We start from the raw sequence: 17,119 nt of genomic DNA, 5'->3' as shown, positions 1-17,119 counted from the left end.
GTTAATTGTAAAATGTTTCTAAATAAAAAAGCCCCATAATTTGGTTTCACCAATTCACAGGACCATTTTCTTTTTTACTCTTTAACACCTACATCTTGCAAAACTTCAATATCCTCTTTCATTTCATAATAATAAGAAGGCAATTCTATACCATGTTCTAAGAAATAATCCTCAATGAATGAAATAATGATTTTTAACGTTTTCACACGGGCATACAATTTATCGTTACTTTCAATAATATGCCACTTCGCATTTGGCTTACTTGTTTTTTCAAACATGTCTTCCATTGCTTCAACATATTCATCCCATTTTTCACGATTACGCCAATCTTCGTCTGTAATTTTCCATCTTTTCAAAGGATTTTTCTCTCTATCTTTAAATCTCTTTAACTGTTCCTCTTTACTTATATGGTAGAAGAACTTCCCTATTATGTAATGGTCATCTGTTAGTAGTTTTTCAAAATCATTAATCTCATCATATGCTCTCATCCACTCTTCCTTTGTAGCAAATCCTTCAACACGCTCAACTAACACACGACCGTACCATGAGCGATCAAAAATGGTGATTTGCCCGTACTGTGGAATTTTGCGCCAGAAACGTTGCAAATAATGGTAACGTTTTTCATGAGGTGCAGGCGCTCCAATTGGATCTACTTGGAACCCACGTGGGTCAAGATGTTCCGTCACCCGCTTAATTGCCCCACCTTTACCAGCCGCATCCCATCCTTCCATAACAAGCATAACCGCGATTTTTTCTTCTTTCAAAATTTGTTGTAATGCTAATAAGCGCCTTTGATATTTTTCTAATTTCTTATTGTACTTAGATTTTGATTCAATTTTTTTCGTTAAGTCTACTTTAGCAAGATGTCCATTTTCCATAAAACAAATCCCCCTTGTTGTATGACAATGTTATTTTAACATATTTTTGGTAATTTTTTCATATCCTAAATAGCTGTGTAGAAACATCTCTACACAACTTCCCTCTCTAATTTCACAATATACAAGCACATTTAACTACATTAAAATAAATAATTTATACGGAACTCTTAGTATATTTTTTTTATTAAAACATAAAAATAGCCCTTTTAAAAAGGGTAGCAATCTAAGTATAGAAAAAACAAATTTATTCTTTCTTACTACATACGTAATGATGCCAGCTATAAGAGTAGTGAATAATATATTAATTCACTACTCACAATACCCACTTTACATTATATGGTATATTTACTCGTAAAAAGAAGATAATAACAAGTAAATCCATTAAAGAATGGGAGCTCTTAAAAAATGAAACGAAAAATATTAACTCTCTTTACGCTTATATGTTTAGCACTACCAATGCAAGCTAGTGCTTACACATTTCAGTCACTACCGATTGCGTCAAAGTCTAAACAATGGTATGTCGAAATTGATAAATCTCATAACTCAAACAAGCAAGCAATCCAGCCGAAACAAGGTGTATTTGATACGTATAGTTTACTCGTAAAAAACATCGGTCATGATGTATCAAACGTATCTGTGGAAATACTTGATAACAATCCTACCTCTAAAGCTACCTTTAAACCTTCTACACCTAATGAAAACATTTCTAAAAGTCATACAAGCTTTGACTACATGGTATTCCCATTAGACTTTAATAGTCATAATTTTAAAGTTGTGATCACTTGGGAAGAAAAGAATTTCTCTTATAACGGCCATCCGGTAAATGAAGGTAAAAAAATGAAACAAACATTTGTATTTAATGAAGAATAAGTCCTAATTTCTTTAGGGCTTATTCTTCTTTTTTGAAACCTACTTGTATCGCTTCCATCACTTCTTTTGTGATTTCTATTTTTGTTGCTTCCATACTAATTTTTTTGTGCCAAATGTGTATGGAAGGCTTTTCATTACAAAGATGTTTTATTAATACTAGTTGATTATATGCTAAGTTATTTTCTATATAGGTCTAGCCCTCTTTTCCCATATAATCAATTAAATCGACGAATACTCGGTACAGACAATGCTATTCCAATTGTTAAAATTACTAAACTAGCTAGTGTTATAATAGTTATCTCGCCACCTATGACAGTAGCTAACCAGCCTACAACTACGTATCCTAATGGCAATAAAGCAAAAGAACCCAACATATCAAGGCTTGCCACTCTTCCGAATGCTTCTTCTGGTACAAGCTCCTGTAAACTCGTTTCCCAAATGAGTCCAAATATCATCATGCCAAATCCTTCAATTGCCATTAAGAATATTAAAGCGGGTGCCCAAGAAATGAATGGCATAATTAATAAAGCAATGCCACTCATTAAAACACCTCCATAAGCCAGTAATCCTCTCTTATGCCACAGCTCTTTCCCACCAAATATTAATGCGGCAATTACAGCCCCACCACCAGAAAAGGCCATGCCAAGTCCATACACGTAAGCTTCAAAATGATGATGAACATTAAATAACCATGGAATTAATACGACGATAATACCGGCATAACAAATATTTATAAAAGAAAAAACTAAAATTGTAATCCACAGCCACGGATGACTTTTTAAAACGAAAACACCTTCCATAAACTCTTGTTTGTAATTAAGCTTACTCTTTTCAATGGGTTTTACTTTTTTAAACTTAATTTCTTTTAAAAATAATAAACATAAAAATGATAATAAGTACGTTGCTGCATCTAGTCCGAAACCTATCCCTGCAGATGCAACCGATACGATTAACCCACCAAGTGCTGGCCCAATTAATCGTATACCTTGATTACTCATTTGAGTGAGTGCGTTAGCTGCATTACGAATTTCAGGGACGAATACTTTCGCCCTTACAGCAGAATATGCTGGTTGGAATATCCCTTCCATAAGTCCGTATATGGCAACGAGAATATATAAAATCGTAATTGTTAATAAATCCATAAATATAAGCGATGCAAGTAATAGCATTAATATACAGCGGATTATATCCGTAAATAACATTAACCTAACCCGATCAATTCGGTCTACAATTAAACCCGCAAACGGTAAAGCAAGAATATTAGGTAGCATGTACATTGCCATCGTCATCCCCATTACAACTGTTGAACCAGTTAATGAATACACAACAACTGGAAGTATGACCATAGTTATCGAACTACCTAAGGCCGAGAGTAATTGTCCAATCCATAAAAACTTAAAGTGCGTTGATACTTTAACTGGTAATAATAATTTTCCAATATAACCTAAACTTTTCTCCTTTTGTATTTCTCCTTGCATGTCTCTCCCCTCTTTTCGAATGACTATAGAATTTATAATATATAACTGAAAATTTATAACATTCCATTTCTAATTATATAAGAAACAATTATGTTATGGTAAAATTATCAAAAAAATATAAAGGAGAATACATCATTATGCCTCCAAATTCACATAACATCGAACATCAGATCTATACAATGTGTATGATCCAACGTAACAATGAAATTTTACTCATAAAACGCCCCAGCCATCGAGGTTTCCCTGGCTACATCGCTCCTGGCGGCAAAGTAGATTTCCCCGAAAGTATCGTTCAAGCCGCTATAAGAGAAGTAAAAGAAGAAACTGGATTACTTGTTTCCAATTTAACTTTTAAAGGATTAGATGAATATGTCAATCCGAAAGGTAATGTTCGATATATGGTATTTAACTATTGGACAGACTCATTTGAAGGTGAACTTCTTTTGAATCCTCCTGAGGGTGAATTATTATGGATACCAATCAATACAGCACTAAAGCTACCTATGCAAACTTGGTTTAAAGAAAGATTCCCATTATTTTTTGAAACAGGCACTTTTGAAATTCAACGTGTTTGGGATAATGAGCTAAATAAACAAATTTCTATGACAATTACTCATACATAAAAAAGCTTGGAAACCCATCCAAGCCTTTCTTACTTCTGTGCAATTTTTTCAATCTTATAATGAATATGTAAAAATTCAAGTCCAAATAGCCACATGCTATGATGAGCTGTTAACATTTTATCCTTACCCTCTGTAATGATGAAAGTCTCTGCTAACGGTAAACGGATTGTTAAGAACCGAGTATGTAAATAAATCCCCTCATCTCCCTGGCCATTTTCTCTTAACTTACTAGTAATGATTAAATCATGATTATCATTACATAGCCTCAAAATACCAGTCATATTCGAATAAGGTAAAGGTAAGGCGATATTCATATATGTCTCATTCTTATTTGTATGCTTTGAATAAAGAGCTACAAAAATAGATTCACCTGCTTCATTTTTCCTTATCCAAGCCCTTACATTCTCTCTTCCATCTTTCTCATCTATTACACTAATGATAGAGCCATGCATCGTTTCCCAATTGCCGCCCATACCTAAATGTATTTGTTCTACACGCTTACTCATTTTCTCATAGCAAAGTGCGAACGGACGGAACCAACGAGTCCATTTAATATTTGATTGCAACTCATACTCTGTTGTATTTTCATAAAAATGAATCATACTTAAAGGAACCTTCGTCACATCAAATGCCTCACTATGAAAGTCATTTACTTTATCGACTAAACCGTTGTATTCCTTACTGTCTACTAAATTGTTGCTATATAAATAAGCCTCACCAATTGCCACATTTCCTCTTAACTTACTCATTGGTTTCCCATAGTATTTATAATTCGGAACACTCTTTTCAATCACCCAGCCGATAAATGCCGGTAACGCTACTCCAATTCCGTTGACAACACCATGAATCCAAACCATTTGAGCAATTGTAATCGTCAAGACATGCTTCAAATTCCCGTATGAATATATAAGTGAGAACATAATTGTAACCATGAGTGTACTAGACGAAACGATTAGAAGAATCTTTGCACTGATAGCATTAAATTTTGCTCTCCAAACGTAAAATCCATACCCATAAATTGCACATAAATATAGGAACACTGCAAAAAATTCAAATATTCTTGAGTATGTAATTCCTATTGCAACTGTCATAGGTGAAATCATGCTGATAAACATAATAGCATCATACACTTTACTTCTCTTTTCTCTTTTTCTCCCTATTAAACCAGCTGATAATGGCAATAGAAACGCCGAATAATGAAAATGTGCAGCTGTGAGTAAAACAATGTCAAAGCTAAAATGCATAATTGAAAGTTTTGCTACTGAAGCAGAAAACCAAAAACCACCTAAAAACAAATAAATAAACGCACTATCTATGGCGATCTCTTCTAACGGCTTCCATCCTCTTTCTAGCAATCTACTTACACCAAATAACGCAACAATTCCTGTATATACAAACCAAACTAGCGCAAATAAATAGTGATTTGTGACGAAAGCTAGCATTGCACAAATTGCTGCGATTGGATATAAAAATGATACGGATTTATAAAATAATAATTGCGATCCATCTCTTTTTCTTTTATCAATAATACAAAATGACATTGGTATAAATAATAAAACAGATAATAATATAATTGCTTCAACAGGATTTATATTCGACCACTCATATATTAGGAAAAACAACATAGCAAGCAAGCCCAAATATTATATTTTTCATATCGTCTATTCCCTTTCCACAAATGTTCCCTTATATGAAAAAAGCGAACCAATTAACGGGTTTCGTACTTGTACATGAATTCGAAAACATTGTAGTGTTTCATCATAACTTTCAACAATTTTTGCCTCACCATACAAAAATTTTGGTAACGGCATTTTTCTTCCAAACATATAAAACCATTGTTTCTTTGAAGAAATATGCATTGCCCCTAACTCATCGATATGAAAATGCAGTGTAGAAACGAGTAAATGTGGTTCACCAAAATAATCTACAATTTCATTTTCGTTTTCATCCAATTGCATAACTGCATTAAAATATCTTTTCTTATTATGGAAATAAAAAGTACGGTTCCACCTTACTAATTCTCGTGCATATTCATCTCGCTCAGCTATGTTTTGTATCGTAAATGGAATTTCCTCTCCTCGTTCCGAGAAAAACATTCGAAACTTCGATGTAATTTTCAATATAAATTTCACGAAAAAAGAGCCACCGTAAATTTCATCCATTTTTCCTTCCCCTGTAAAACTATTCTCTTCTGTAATCGCATAACGCTTCTGCAATTCAGGATGAAGATTTTTATAGGTATCCCCTAATAATCGTTCATACATATTAGCCATACACTTATCCCTTTCTCGCCCTCTTGCAATTTTTCGCGCTTGGTAAATCGAAACTATTTATATAACCGACAATTGATAACCCCATTAGAAGAACATTTAATGTAATCGGATTAAACGGCCCTGTAAAGCTTGCAATATTCGTAAATCCTGCTGCTAACGTTAAAACTAGTAATACAATAATATGCAGTATAAATAATTTTCGTTTTATTATTGGCAACAGCCATACGACGCCGAAAATTATTTCTAACATCCCAATTATTTTAAGTATACATATACTACTTTCATTTGAACCGATTAATACAGAAAGCATCTTTACTTCTTCTAAATGAGTAAACAGTAGTTTTGGCACTATCCCTTGATATATCCATACAAAAGCAAATAAAAAACATACGAGCCAATACGTCATTGTTCTTCTAATTAGTAACCTAGGATGAAGCCCCTTTTCTAACCATAATTTTAAAGCATCAAAACTCCAAGCAGTCGCCCAACCTAATAACGGCCGAAATATATAGCAATCTATTACATTCCCTACACGACCAAATCTTGTATCATAATCATATTGTGTCTCAAAATGGATGTATTCTTTATTTGGCGTATACTTCCAATAACCACGTCCTATTTGAATAAGAGATAATGTATTATCCGTCCAAAATTTTAAAGAAGAAATTCTTTCACCAGTTTCTTTTCTTATTTCACCTATTGATTCCCCTTCTCCAGCTATTTCAAGCCCAAATCCAATCTTTGTTTTATACAAAAACTTCTGTGGTTCTCCTTCTTTTTTCTCTAAATACGAAATTTCAGTAAAGCGAGCATCCCACACTGTATGTATATGTGGTTCTTGCGTATATTCCCATAATTTTTCCATCGTCGTGTTCATTTTTGTCGCAACATAAATAGGCTGTTTCCTTTTCATTCTCCCCACCTCCTATGCACTATAAGTTTAATGTACATGCAATGAATTTATTTTGCTACATTTTTCACAAACTTCCTCAGAAAAAAGAAAGAATTTTTAAAATATATATAAAACACTTGATTCCCCGAAAAATTTAAATTATTATAAAACAAATGTTACCAACAACTTCATAAATCAAACACTCTCGCCTAAAACGTGAGATAGAGGTTGCGATACTTATGAGTATTCTAATGGAGACACAGAGATGTCTATGAACTTAGATGAAAGGAAGTATTGCCGAAATTGATAAATTTCTCTGCATTTATCAATTGGGGCTGTTTTCGAATAGAAACAGAACTGTCATATGTACAGACGTGTACGTATGAAGAGCTATCTACAAAAAAGAGATATCATTTTTTATGATATTCCTTTTTTGGCGGTTTTTTTATTAGCTCCGTTTTCTGTTTCCCTTTTCCTGTAACAGCACCATCCTCACTTATTTGAGATGGTGTTTTTTGTTTGTCTTTCTGGTAACTACAGGAGTATTGGGATTGATATATTTCCTAATCTATTCTTAAAAATAGACGAAAGAAGGAATTTGTAATGGAAACAATTGTTCAAAAATTTGGTGGCACTTCTGTCGGAAGCGTCGAACGCATTCAACATGTAGCAAATTTAATTATTGAAGAATATGAACGAGGTCATAGCATTGTCTCTGTCGTTTCAGCAATGGGAAAAAGCACAGATGAACTTGTCGCACTCGCTAACGCTATCACAGAAAATCCAAGTAAACGTGAAATGGATATGCTTCTATCTACAGGAGAACAAGTAACTATTTCATTATTAACAATGGCACTGCAAGCAAAAGGCTATCATGCAATTTCATTAACAGGGTGGCAAGCAGGTATCACGACAGAATCTGTACATAGTAGTGCACGGATTACTGACATTCATACAGACCGTATTCAATCTTATCTTGCTGAAGGTACGATTGTTATTGTAGCTGGTTTCCAAGGAGTCAGTGAAGATTTTGAAATTACAACGCTTGGACGAGGCGGTTCTGATACAACTGCTGTCGCATTAGCCGCTGCACTTAAAGCAAAAAAATGTGATATTTATACGGATGTTACAGGCGTATATACGACGGATCCACGAGTTGTAAAAGATGCTTACAAATTAGACGAAATTTCTTATGACGAAATGTTAGAGCTTGCTAATCTCGGTGCTGGCGTATTACACCCGCGCGCCGTTGAGTTTGCTAAAAATCATAACGTAGTTTTAGAAGTTCGCTCAAGTATGGAACAAGAAAACGGAACAATTGTAAAAGGAGAATGTAACATGGAACAACAATCAATCGTTAAAGGTATTGCATTTGAGGATAATATTACACGTGTCACAATTAAAGGACTAGAACAAGGCTCGCTTTCAACAGTTTTCTCTACATTAGCAGCGGCACATATTAATGTAGATATCATCATTCAAAGTATTACAAATGAAGGAACTGTTCATCTCTCCTTCTCCATCCATTCTAATGATTTAAGAGAAACATTAGAAGTATTGGAACAAAATCAAGAGGCACTTCACTATGAAGCAGTAGAATATGAAAATCATTTAGCAAAAGTATCAATCGTAGGATCTGGCATGGTATCTAACCCAGGTGTCGCTGCAAATATGTTCACTACTTTAAAAGAAGAAGATATTCATATTAAAATGGTAAGTACATCAGAAATTAAAGTGTCTGTCGTTATTGACCGCCTTCATTTAGTAACAGGCGTTGAGGCGCTGCATCAATCATTTATGGCGAAAATTGAGCCTTTCGTGCAAATGAGCTAATTTGATATGTTTAGTAACGCTTATAAAAAAAACATATTAATCTACTTCCTTCCTATTAAATAAAAAGCTATTCGTTAACAAGATGCTATATGATATATTAAAAAACACCTTGTCACATTTTCCTATACTGTGACAAGGTGTTTTTGACTGAAAGGAATTTGTAACTACTTAGTAGTATAATTATGAGGATAATTAAATAATAAACTTTTATACATAAGGAGATAAGACTATGGCAAAAAACAAATTACTACGAATGGACAATGTCAGCATCGTTGTAGAATCCCTTGATAACGCAATCTCTTTCTTTGAGGAGATTGGCTTGAATCTCGAAGGTCGAGCAAATGTCGAAGGTGAATGGGCTGGTCGCGTAACTGGACTCGGTTCTCAGTGCGTAGAGATTGCTATGATGGTCACTCCAGATGGCCACAGCCGAATTGAACTTTCGCGATTTCTCACCCCTCCTACTATAGCAGATCACCGAACAGCTCCTGTAAACGCCCTCGGTTATCTACGCGTCATGTTCACTGTCGAGGATATTGACGAAATGGTATCGAGACTCACTAAGCATGGTGCAGAGCTCGTTGGCGAAGTAGTTCAGTACGAGAACTCGTATCGTCTCTGCTACATTCGTGGAGTCGAAGGAATTTTAATCGGTTTAGCAGAAGAACTCGGTAATAAATAAGTAATGTTTTATAAAAAAGAGGGAATAGCTCTATATTTAAGCTATTCCCTTACTTCTATTAAAACAGATGAATGTTTTCTTTCTTGCAAGCTTCACGTAAATCGTCAGGCCATACAGAAGATTGAACTTCACCGATATGTGCTTTACGTAAGAAGTACATGCACATTCTTGATTGTCCAATGCCACCGCCAATTGTTAATGGTAGTACGTCTTCTAGTATACCTTTATGGAAATCATACTCACGTTTGAAGTCTTCACCAGTTTTCGTTAACTGCTCATCAAGTGATTTACTATCAACACGAATTCCCATTGATGATAACTCAAATGAAGATTGTAGTACTGGGTGCCAGAATAAAATGTCACCGTTTAATTTCCAATCGTCATAATCAGCTGCGCGTCCGTCATGCTTTTCACCTGAACGAAGTGCATCACCAATTCCGATAATGAAGACTGCACCGTGTTCTTTTGCAATTGCATGTTCACGATCTTTCGGTGTTAATTCTGGATATTTATCTTCTAATTCTTGAGAAGTAACGAAAACAATTTCTTCCGGTAAATACTTTCCAAGGAACGGATATTTTTCAAATAAGTGATCTTCTAAATCTTTGAATATTCCATAAATTGTTTGTACTGTTTTTTGTAAGTATTCAACAGTACGCCATTCTTTTTGAACGATTTTTTCCCAATCCCATTGGTCAACATAAATGGAATGCGTTGCATCAAGTTCTTCATCACGACGAATCGCGTTCATGTTTGTATATAAACCTTCACCAGCTTCATATCCGTATTCATGTAATGCAAATCGTTTCCATTTCGCTAGTGAATGAACAATTTCTAATTCTTCTCCTGAATGTAACATATCAAATTCAATTGGACGTTCTACACCGTTTAGGTGATCGTTTAATCCTGATTTTTTCGTTACGAATAATGGTGCAGATACGCGGAATAGTTCAAGGCGTTTTGCTAATTGGTCCTCGAAAAATGTTTTAACTTCCTTAATTGCAATTTGAGTCTCTCTTACTGTCATTAATGATTGATACATGGTGGTTTCCTCCTAAAATGTTTGGATGTTGTGAAAAGAAGCCAACAAAAAAAGCCCTTCTTTCCCAAAAAACTGGGACGAAAGGCTTTGGTTCCGCGGTACCACCCAAATTAGCAACAGAGGTTGCTCACTTATACAATACGGAGATGAAATATCTCGATACTGTTCTTCTTGTAACGGCGAAGTTCCCGGCTAAGTCTACTTTCCTATAAAGGATTTCGGTTAGCAACTCCAGGAGGTTCTTCATAATAGGCTTCGTATCAGGCTCACACCACCCCTGACTCGCTTAAACTACGTCCTACTACTACTCGTCCTTTCATAGTCGTTTTGTTGTCACATCTCTGAAACATTTTATTAATGATTATTCTATACAAAAAATAAAGAAAGTCAACAAAAAGTTTTAAAATATTTTTCAATTCTTTATTTTACGGCTTTATTGATTGTTGTTAATTTAACATCTTTACTTTTTCTGCCTCGTCAATCCCAAAAATGTTTCACTGACCGAAACTAACGTATACACAACAATTAATGTGATCGTTCGGAATATAGAATCTGCAGTATTTCTTATTATTTTCATTTTCTTTATAATTCCTTTCAGCTTACTTGCAAATTCATGTTATACTATAGCATTCAAGCAGTTTATTTTTACTTAAAGCAATCATAGTCATTTATAAAGAGTATTTTCTAAATCATTGACTATTATCAAATAAGATTTTTATGTAACGGAGTGATCATATGAGTAAAACGAAAGCAAAACCGAAAAAAGGTGTAGGACAAGGTACAGGAAGTAAAGGATGGAACCGTTGGCAATCAAGTGCAAAGAAAAAAGCAGCTGCCAAACCCTACAAAAGTAAAGGTACAAAGAAGTAATTTAAATAACATTTGATTTCTTTACTTTGCACAAAACAAAATATAATTATTACAACAAAAAGCTATGCTTTCACATGTGAAAGCATAGCTTTTTCATATTAAATCATTAAAATATCTCGAATTTCTTCCTCTGTGATTGAGGACAATTTCTCTTCTCCCGGCTCAATCACTTCAGCGATTAAATTTTTCTTACTTTCTTGCAGTTCATGCATTTTCTCCTCAATTGTTCCGTGGGCTACTAGCTTTATAACTTGTACTGTATTTTTTTGCCCCATTCGATACGCTCTATCAGCCGCTTGTTGTTCAACAGCTGGATTCCACCATAAATCGTATAATATTACTGTATCTGCACCAGTTAAATTAAGTCCGGTACCACCAGCTTTTAAAGAAATGAGAAATAGATCCCCTTCTCCTTCGTTAAACCGATCGCACAGCTCTACACGATCCTGCGCTGGTGTACTCCCGTCTAAATAAAAGTATGGAATTGCTTGTCGATTTAACTCACGACCAATAATGGAAAGCATCTTTGTAAATTGAGAAAAAATTAATATTCTCTTCCCTGTACTTCTACATTCCTCTAAAATCTCTAACAGTTGTTCAAATTTAGCTGAACTTCCTTTGTAATCATCAACAAATAAAGCAGGATGGCAACAAATTTGTCGCAATCTCGTTAAACCAGCTAAAATTCTAATTTTATTTTTACGTAACGTATCTTTGTCTAAATGCTTTAACGTTTCTTCCCTTAGCTTCGCTAAATAAGCAGCATAAAGACTCTTTTGATCGGGTAATAACTCCGATGATTGTAAGTGCTCTATTTTCTCTGGCAACTCATTTAATACGTCCCCTTTTAATCGTCTTAATACGAATGGTTTCACTCGCTTCGCTATATCTTCACGCCTTAAATCACCGAACTCTTTTCTTCCTGGTAACAATTCTGGGAAGACGACATGGAAGATAGACCATAGCTCTTCTAATGAATTTTCTACAGGTGTACCCGTTAGCCCAAAACGGTATTCAGCTTGAATTGTTTTCACAGCTCTTGCCGTTTGCGTTGTAGGGTTTTTAAACGCCTGCGCTTCATCAAGGAATAGTGTATGAAATGGTCTTGCATACAATCTTATATCTCTTCTCAGTAATGGATATGACGTAATTACAACATCAAATTCCGTTATATCTTTCAAAATTTTCCGGCGCTCTGCTTGAATTCCATCTGCAATAACTGCTCTAATATGCGGGGCGAATTTTTTCAATTCACTAAACCAATTATAAACAAGAGATGATGGTGAAACGACTAATATGGGCAGTTTCTTTTCTCGAACCTCAGTCAAAACAGAATCTATAAAAGCAATGCTTTGCAACGTTTTTCCAAGTCCCATATCATCTGCTAAAATACCGCCAAAACGGTAATGAGCAAGTGTTTTCATCCATTCGAACCCATATACTTGATACTTTCTCATTTCTGCATTTAAAGTATTTGGCACAGCAAACTTTAATTTTTTCGGGTTTTGAATGTTTTCTACTAACTCTTGAACAGAATCATCCAAACTTAAAACATTGCCTTCGTGAAGTCCGTTCATCCATTTTACACTCCGAATAAGCGGAACATTTACCTCTTCTCCATGTAAAAATTCTTTCCGAATACCTGATTCTTTTATAAACTGATTAATTTCATTAAACTCTTTACTCTCTAGCGACAAAAACGAACCGTTCGCCAATCGATAATATTTACGTTTCTCTTCAAGGGCCGCTAATACACCTTTAATTTCTGCTTCTGGTATTCCTTTTATATCAAAACGAAATGACAACCAATCAATTCTTTCTTTTCTTCTCACTCTAATAAGAGGAACTGCATCCCCTTTACTAATTCGCAATTTGATTGCTGTCGTCGCATAAATATCAACTAAACCTTTTAATGTTGGCACGACGTGATATAAAAAGTTATACTCAGCTTCTTCATTATGCATAAAGTAACCGCCTTCTGTTTTTGCAAAGGCACTTTCACTCATAATGTCTAAAATCTCTTTTTCTTTTTTCTCATCACGATTAAAAACAGACGGCTGTCCATCCTCTTCTAGCGGATTAATCATGACGTTCCCATAGTGAAATTCAAGACCTGCTAATAAGCGATTTTTCACGCGGTCTAAATACAATTTCGCTTTTAGCGAAGGTGTTTCAACACGATCCGATATTACTTCATCAATGTGTACAGTTCCGAGCTTCATTAATCCCGGTACAACTTTCGCGACGAAATGTTCCATCTTACTTTCTGGAATATAAAACTGATTACTATTTGAGCGACTCATCATCTTTTGTAATTCAATAAGTCGCATACAATCTTCAATGTGTAAGTGATATAATTTCCCATCGTAAAGTGCATTGTTATACATATCCATAACTTGTACACGATTTAAACCCTCTATATGAAGTGTAAATCCGCCATTATTTCCCTTCGTAAATTCAAAGTGTAACGGCAACAACCCTTTTGAAACTTGTAATCCCTGAAACAGTTGTTCATTTTGTTTCAGCTGTACATATTCAGCTTTAGAAAGTGAAAAGAGCATATCTTTCCATGAAGCTGGTGGTATAAATATCATACTTTCATCTTGTTTCGCGTGTACTTCTAGCGTATCTTCATACATTTTTTCGTTATGATACATTTTAATGAGCTGCTGAATAATCGCATCCGTTTCTTGTTTAAAACTATGTACATCTGGTGTATATGTAAATTCATTTGAACAATGAAAAGACTCTCTTTTCTCCACCTTAGAAAGAAATTCTCTAATATGATTTATGAAATACACTTTGGCAAGTTTCAATTGAATTCCAAGAAGAGCCCCACCACTTCTCGTAGCAACTGGTGTACATATAAACTCAATATCTAATATTTCACGTGTATCAAAACGGTGTTGTTTACTTTTTGGCCTCAGTGGTTTGTCTGCAAACAGCTGAAACATACCACTTGTCAATTGATCATTTCTGCTACTAGTGGAGCTCATTCCACCTATTTGTTGATTATAGTTTATTTGTATTAATACTGCTGCAACATGTTGACAGTACGTTTGAAAAGACGCTAATGAAGGACAACTACATTTTGCAACAACATCACCCTTTTTGGCTTTTGCTACTGTAACATGGAAATCCTCGTTCCCTTTTACTGTCGCCTCACAAATTTCTTTATTTTCATCGTAATGATCTATTATCACTTTATTTGATTTATAATAGGCTTCACCTCTTTTATATGAGGTCTCTCCGCACACTTCTTTAATAATCGATTTATTCAATGTGAAACTCATCGCTTTGACACTTCCTTAATATAAAACCATTTTCTCTTACTTAACATTTTACATGCTCCACGAGAAAATATAAAATGTTGATTTAACAAAAGAAGATGCTTATTTATAAGCATCTTCTTCACTCTATCTCCATCAACCTCTTCGCCTCAAAATACAACACTTGAATAAACTTCTTCGTATTAATTCGCGTATGACCAGAAGATGCGAGTTCATCTTTCGTCATTTCTGTCATCCGTTTTCTAACTACGGTAAAATCGAAAAATTTTGGAGCATAGCTTTCAAATTTTGGATTTGAAAAGTCTGTTAATCCTAAAGAAGCCAAATGATTTAACGACTGATAAATAGCTCGACGTACTCTTTGTTCAGACGCTTTTTTCTCTTTATCAATATCCGCCTCTAAAGCTAGATCCCCTAATTTCCTTATCGTAATATGATGAAAAATTTCTTTTAACGCAGGAAAGCCAAACTCAAATGTCTGTGCCTTTTCTTGACCATATAAATATTCCAGCATACTAAGTAAATCTTTACTTCCATTCTCTCCCGCAATACCGAGTTCTGATAGTAAAAAGCGTCCTAAATCCCCTATCTTTTTTCCTTCTTGCACTGGTTCAGTACGCAATTGCGGCTTTTCCCACTGAAACACGTTATTCAATGATTTTTGAATATCATGTATAGAACGCTCCAATCTAATACGCTCCATCACTTTGCGTACAACAGATACAACTTCGATTTTGTTTAATGGTTTTGTAATATAATATTCTACACCAAGTGTATATGCCTCACCTATAAGCTGCTTCGATTCCACTTGAGAAATCATAATGATTTTCCCCGTGAAAGTTGACGCAATGTGACGAACTGTTTCAATTCCGTCCCTCATCGGCATCAACAAATCAATAAATAAAATATCTACTTTTTTAAAATTTAGTTGATCCGCTTCAATAAAAGCTCCGTCATCCGCCTCACCAATTACTTCTCCAAGATCTCCATCTTCAATAATTTGCGAAAGCATCGAACGGAAAACTTCATCATCGTCTACGATATAATAAAACAAATCTATTCCCCTTCCCGCTTTAAACTACCCTCTGGTAAACAAACGATAAACTTACATCCTCTTTTATTTTCTCGGCCTTCTAATCTCACTTCTCCGCCTAGCTCTGTTACCATTTCATTTATGTAAGAAAGCCCAATACCAGTTGACGGTGTTCCCGTTTGATCATACTTGGAAGTAAATCCTGGCTTAAATACTAATTTCTTATACTTTTGTGCAATACCAGGTCCATCGTCAATTACTTCAAAAAATATATGTTGATCTCTTTTATATAGCTTAATAATAACGACACCTTTATCTTCAATTGCTTCAACTGCATTTGCAGCGAGGTTATTAAAAATTGATAGAACTGTATACACGTGGTATGCAGCATGCTCACCTTCTATATGTTTAGAAAAACGTATATCCTTTTCTAGCATTTCAGCATACTTCTCGTTTATTCTAACAATCATCTCTGCTAACTCATGTCCTTCTACATATTCAGCCACATTTTTATCTAATAACAGTTTAGATAATCCTGCAAATATCCTTTGATTATCCTTTTTTATTTCATGCACTTCCCCCGCTATTTTCAATGCTGTTTTACTACTTGAATCAGCGCTTACTTGTAAATTTCGATATAGTTGATATGCTTCTTGTGTAATTAACTCCGCATTTTGTAACGTCTTTTTCAAATGAACAGATTCCACATATAAATTAGAAAGATGCATTAACATATTTTCATTTTCTTTTCGAACTTGCGATTCTTTTAATTTCGTTTCATATAAATTCATCATATTTAAAAAACCAAGTGCAAAGAAACTACGAAAAATAGCAATAATAATAAGTTTATTCACTTCAGAAATCGTTATTGTTGTACCTAGTACTAACATGTGATAAAACGCAAGTTCTGACATACTTGCAACAATTTCAATTGAAATTCCAAGGCATCCAATAATGATTGGTTTCTGATGGAATTTATTTACCCTACAAAGCGAAAAAAAACTGCCATAAATAAAATAATAGAAGAACACAGGATAACGCAAATAAAATGATTCTGTCATATGAAATGAACCTTGCATAATCCAGTCAAGACATACTCGGAATAAGACTACAGATATACCAACAAGAATACCTGCAACTCCTGCTGGTACTCTTCTTAAAAATAATAATAAAAAGAAGAATAGCGGTGTACCGAAGCTAACTCGAAACGTATCATTAAAGGGATGAAAGTTCAGCTCCCCAGCAATCGGAACAACGACCATTAATATAATTAAAAGGGACATATCTTTCTTCCATAATTGATTCCAATTCAAAGGTGACACTTCCTATACTTTTTTTCAGTAGTAAAAGTGAAA

General features: G+C 34.6%; 13 protein-coding genes, 1 pseudogene, 1 riboswitch and 1 other annotated feature. Of the genes and pseudogenes, 5 read left to right on the top strand and 9 right to left on the bottom strand.

Translation table 11 applies throughout. The features are described from left to right. Nucleotides 1–74 precede the first annotated feature (74 nt). Complete coding sequence (locus BC_RS08750; RefSeq protein WP_000427312.1) at nucleotides 75–878, bottom strand: polyphosphate kinase 2 family protein; 804 nt, start codon at nucleotides 876–878, stop codon at nucleotides 75–77. Nucleotides 879–1,283: 405 nt separating this feature from the next. Between BC_RS08750 and BC_RS08745 the strand changes: the two genes are divergently transcribed. Further along, nucleotides 1,284–1,748, top strand: a complete 465-nt coding sequence (locus BC_RS08745) for a hypothetical protein (protein ID WP_000823333.1) — start codon at nucleotides 1,284–1,286, stop codon at nucleotides 1,746–1,748. 215 nt (nucleotides 1,749–1,963) lie between these two features. Here BC_RS08745 and BC_RS08740 read toward each other — a convergent pair whose 3' ends face one another. Continuing rightward, nucleotides 1,964–3,226: an MFS transporter gene (locus BC_RS08740; RefSeq protein ID WP_001161162.1), complete on the bottom strand. Its 1,263-nt coding sequence runs from the start codon at nucleotides 3,224–3,226 to the stop codon at nucleotides 1,964–1,966. Between the two features lie 137 nt (nucleotides 3,227–3,363). On the opposite strand from BC_RS08740, the gene BC_RS08735 reads away from it, so the two are divergent. After that, nucleotides 3,364–3,849, top strand: coding sequence for an 8-oxo-dGTP diphosphatase (locus BC_RS08735; RefSeq protein WP_001134945.1), 486 nt, complete (start codon nucleotides 3,364–3,366; stop codon nucleotides 3,847–3,849). A 29-nt stretch (nucleotides 3,850–3,878) separates the two neighbouring features. Here the strand turns inward: BC_RS08735 and BC_RS08730 are convergent. From BC_RS08730 to BC_RS08720, 3 genes and pseudogenes are all read right to left on the bottom strand, one after another. Continuing rightward, nucleotides 3,879–5,505 (bottom strand): annotated as a pseudogene (locus BC_RS08730) (YndJ family protein). 5 nt (nucleotides 5,506–5,510) lie between these two features. After that, nucleotides 5,511–6,122 carry a DUF4166 domain-containing protein gene (locus BC_RS08725; RefSeq protein WP_000002653.1) on the bottom strand — a complete coding sequence of 204 codons (612 nt, stop codon included), beginning with the start codon at nucleotides 6,120–6,122 and terminating at the stop codon, nucleotides 5,511–5,513. 4 nt (nucleotides 6,123–6,126) lie between these two features. Beyond that, nucleotides 6,127–7,035, bottom strand: a complete 909-nt coding sequence (locus BC_RS08720; protein ID WP_000823951.1) for a DoxX-like family protein — start codon at nucleotides 7,033–7,035, stop codon at nucleotides 6,127–6,129. Between the two features lie 193 nt (nucleotides 7,036–7,228). Next, nucleotides 7,229–7,415, top strand: a riboswitch (Lysine riboswitch). A 202-nt stretch (nucleotides 7,416–7,617) separates the two neighbouring features. Between BC_RS08720 and BC_RS08715 the strand changes: the two genes are divergently transcribed. Both BC_RS08715 and BC_RS08710 read left to right on the top strand, forming a co-directional pair. Beyond that, complete coding sequence (locus BC_RS08715; RefSeq protein ID WP_000448037.1) at nucleotides 7,618–8,847, top strand: aspartate kinase; 1,230 nt, start codon at nucleotides 7,618–7,620, stop codon at nucleotides 8,845–8,847. A 229-nt stretch (nucleotides 8,848–9,076) separates the two neighbouring features. After that, nucleotides 9,077–9,529: a VOC family protein gene (locus tag BC_RS08710; RefSeq protein WP_001107259.1), complete on the top strand. Its 453-nt coding sequence runs from the start codon at nucleotides 9,077–9,079 to the stop codon at nucleotides 9,527–9,529. 58 nt (nucleotides 9,530–9,587) lie between these two features. Here the strand turns inward: BC_RS08710 and asnA are convergent, their stop codons facing one another. Further along, a complete protein-coding gene (asnA, locus tag BC_RS08705) occupies nucleotides 9,588–10,571 on the bottom strand; it encodes an aspartate--ammonia ligase (protein ID WP_000284917.1) in 984 nt (327 codons plus the stop codon). A 70-nt stretch (nucleotides 10,572–10,641) separates the two neighbouring features. Continuing rightward, nucleotides 10,642–10,900 (bottom strand) — a binding site (T-box leader). A 406-nt stretch (nucleotides 10,901–11,306) separates the two neighbouring features. Between asnA and BC_RS08700 the strand changes: the two genes are divergently transcribed. Further along, the gene (locus tag BC_RS08700; RefSeq protein ID WP_000047588.1) at nucleotides 11,307–11,441 is read left to right on the top strand and encodes a DUF3934 domain-containing protein; all 135 of its coding nucleotides are present in this window, start codon (nucleotides 11,307–11,309) and stop codon (nucleotides 11,439–11,441) included. A gap of 98 nt (nucleotides 11,442–11,539) precedes the next feature. Here the strand turns inward: BC_RS08700 and BC_RS08695 are convergent, their stop codons facing one another. The 3 genes from BC_RS08695 to BC_RS08685 form a co-directional block, all read right to left on the bottom strand. After that, nucleotides 11,540–14,734 carry a DEAD/DEAH box helicase gene (locus BC_RS08695; RefSeq protein WP_000011040.1) on the bottom strand — a complete coding sequence of 1,065 codons (3,195 nt, stop codon included), beginning with the start codon at nucleotides 14,732–14,734 and terminating at the stop codon, nucleotides 11,540–11,542. Nucleotides 14,735–14,852: 118 nt separating this feature from the next. Then, nucleotides 14,853–15,785, bottom strand: a complete 933-nt coding sequence (locus BC_RS08690) for a response regulator (RefSeq protein ID WP_000500302.1) — start codon at nucleotides 15,783–15,785, stop codon at nucleotides 14,853–14,855. A gap of 2 nt (nucleotides 15,786–15,787) precedes the next feature. Then, complete coding sequence (locus BC_RS08685) at nucleotides 15,788–17,086, bottom strand: sensor histidine kinase (protein WP_002195356.1); 1,299 nt, start codon at nucleotides 17,084–17,086, stop codon at nucleotides 15,788–15,790. Nucleotides 17,087–17,119: the final 33 nt, after the last annotated feature.

Source organism: Bacillus cereus ATCC 14579 (genome assembly GCF_000007825.1).
GTDB lineage: Bacteria > Bacillota > Bacilli > Bacillales > Bacillaceae_G > Bacillus_A > Bacillus_A cereus.
Note: the sequence above shows the minus strand (reverse complement) of the source record. Positions and strands in the feature narration are given on the sequence as shown.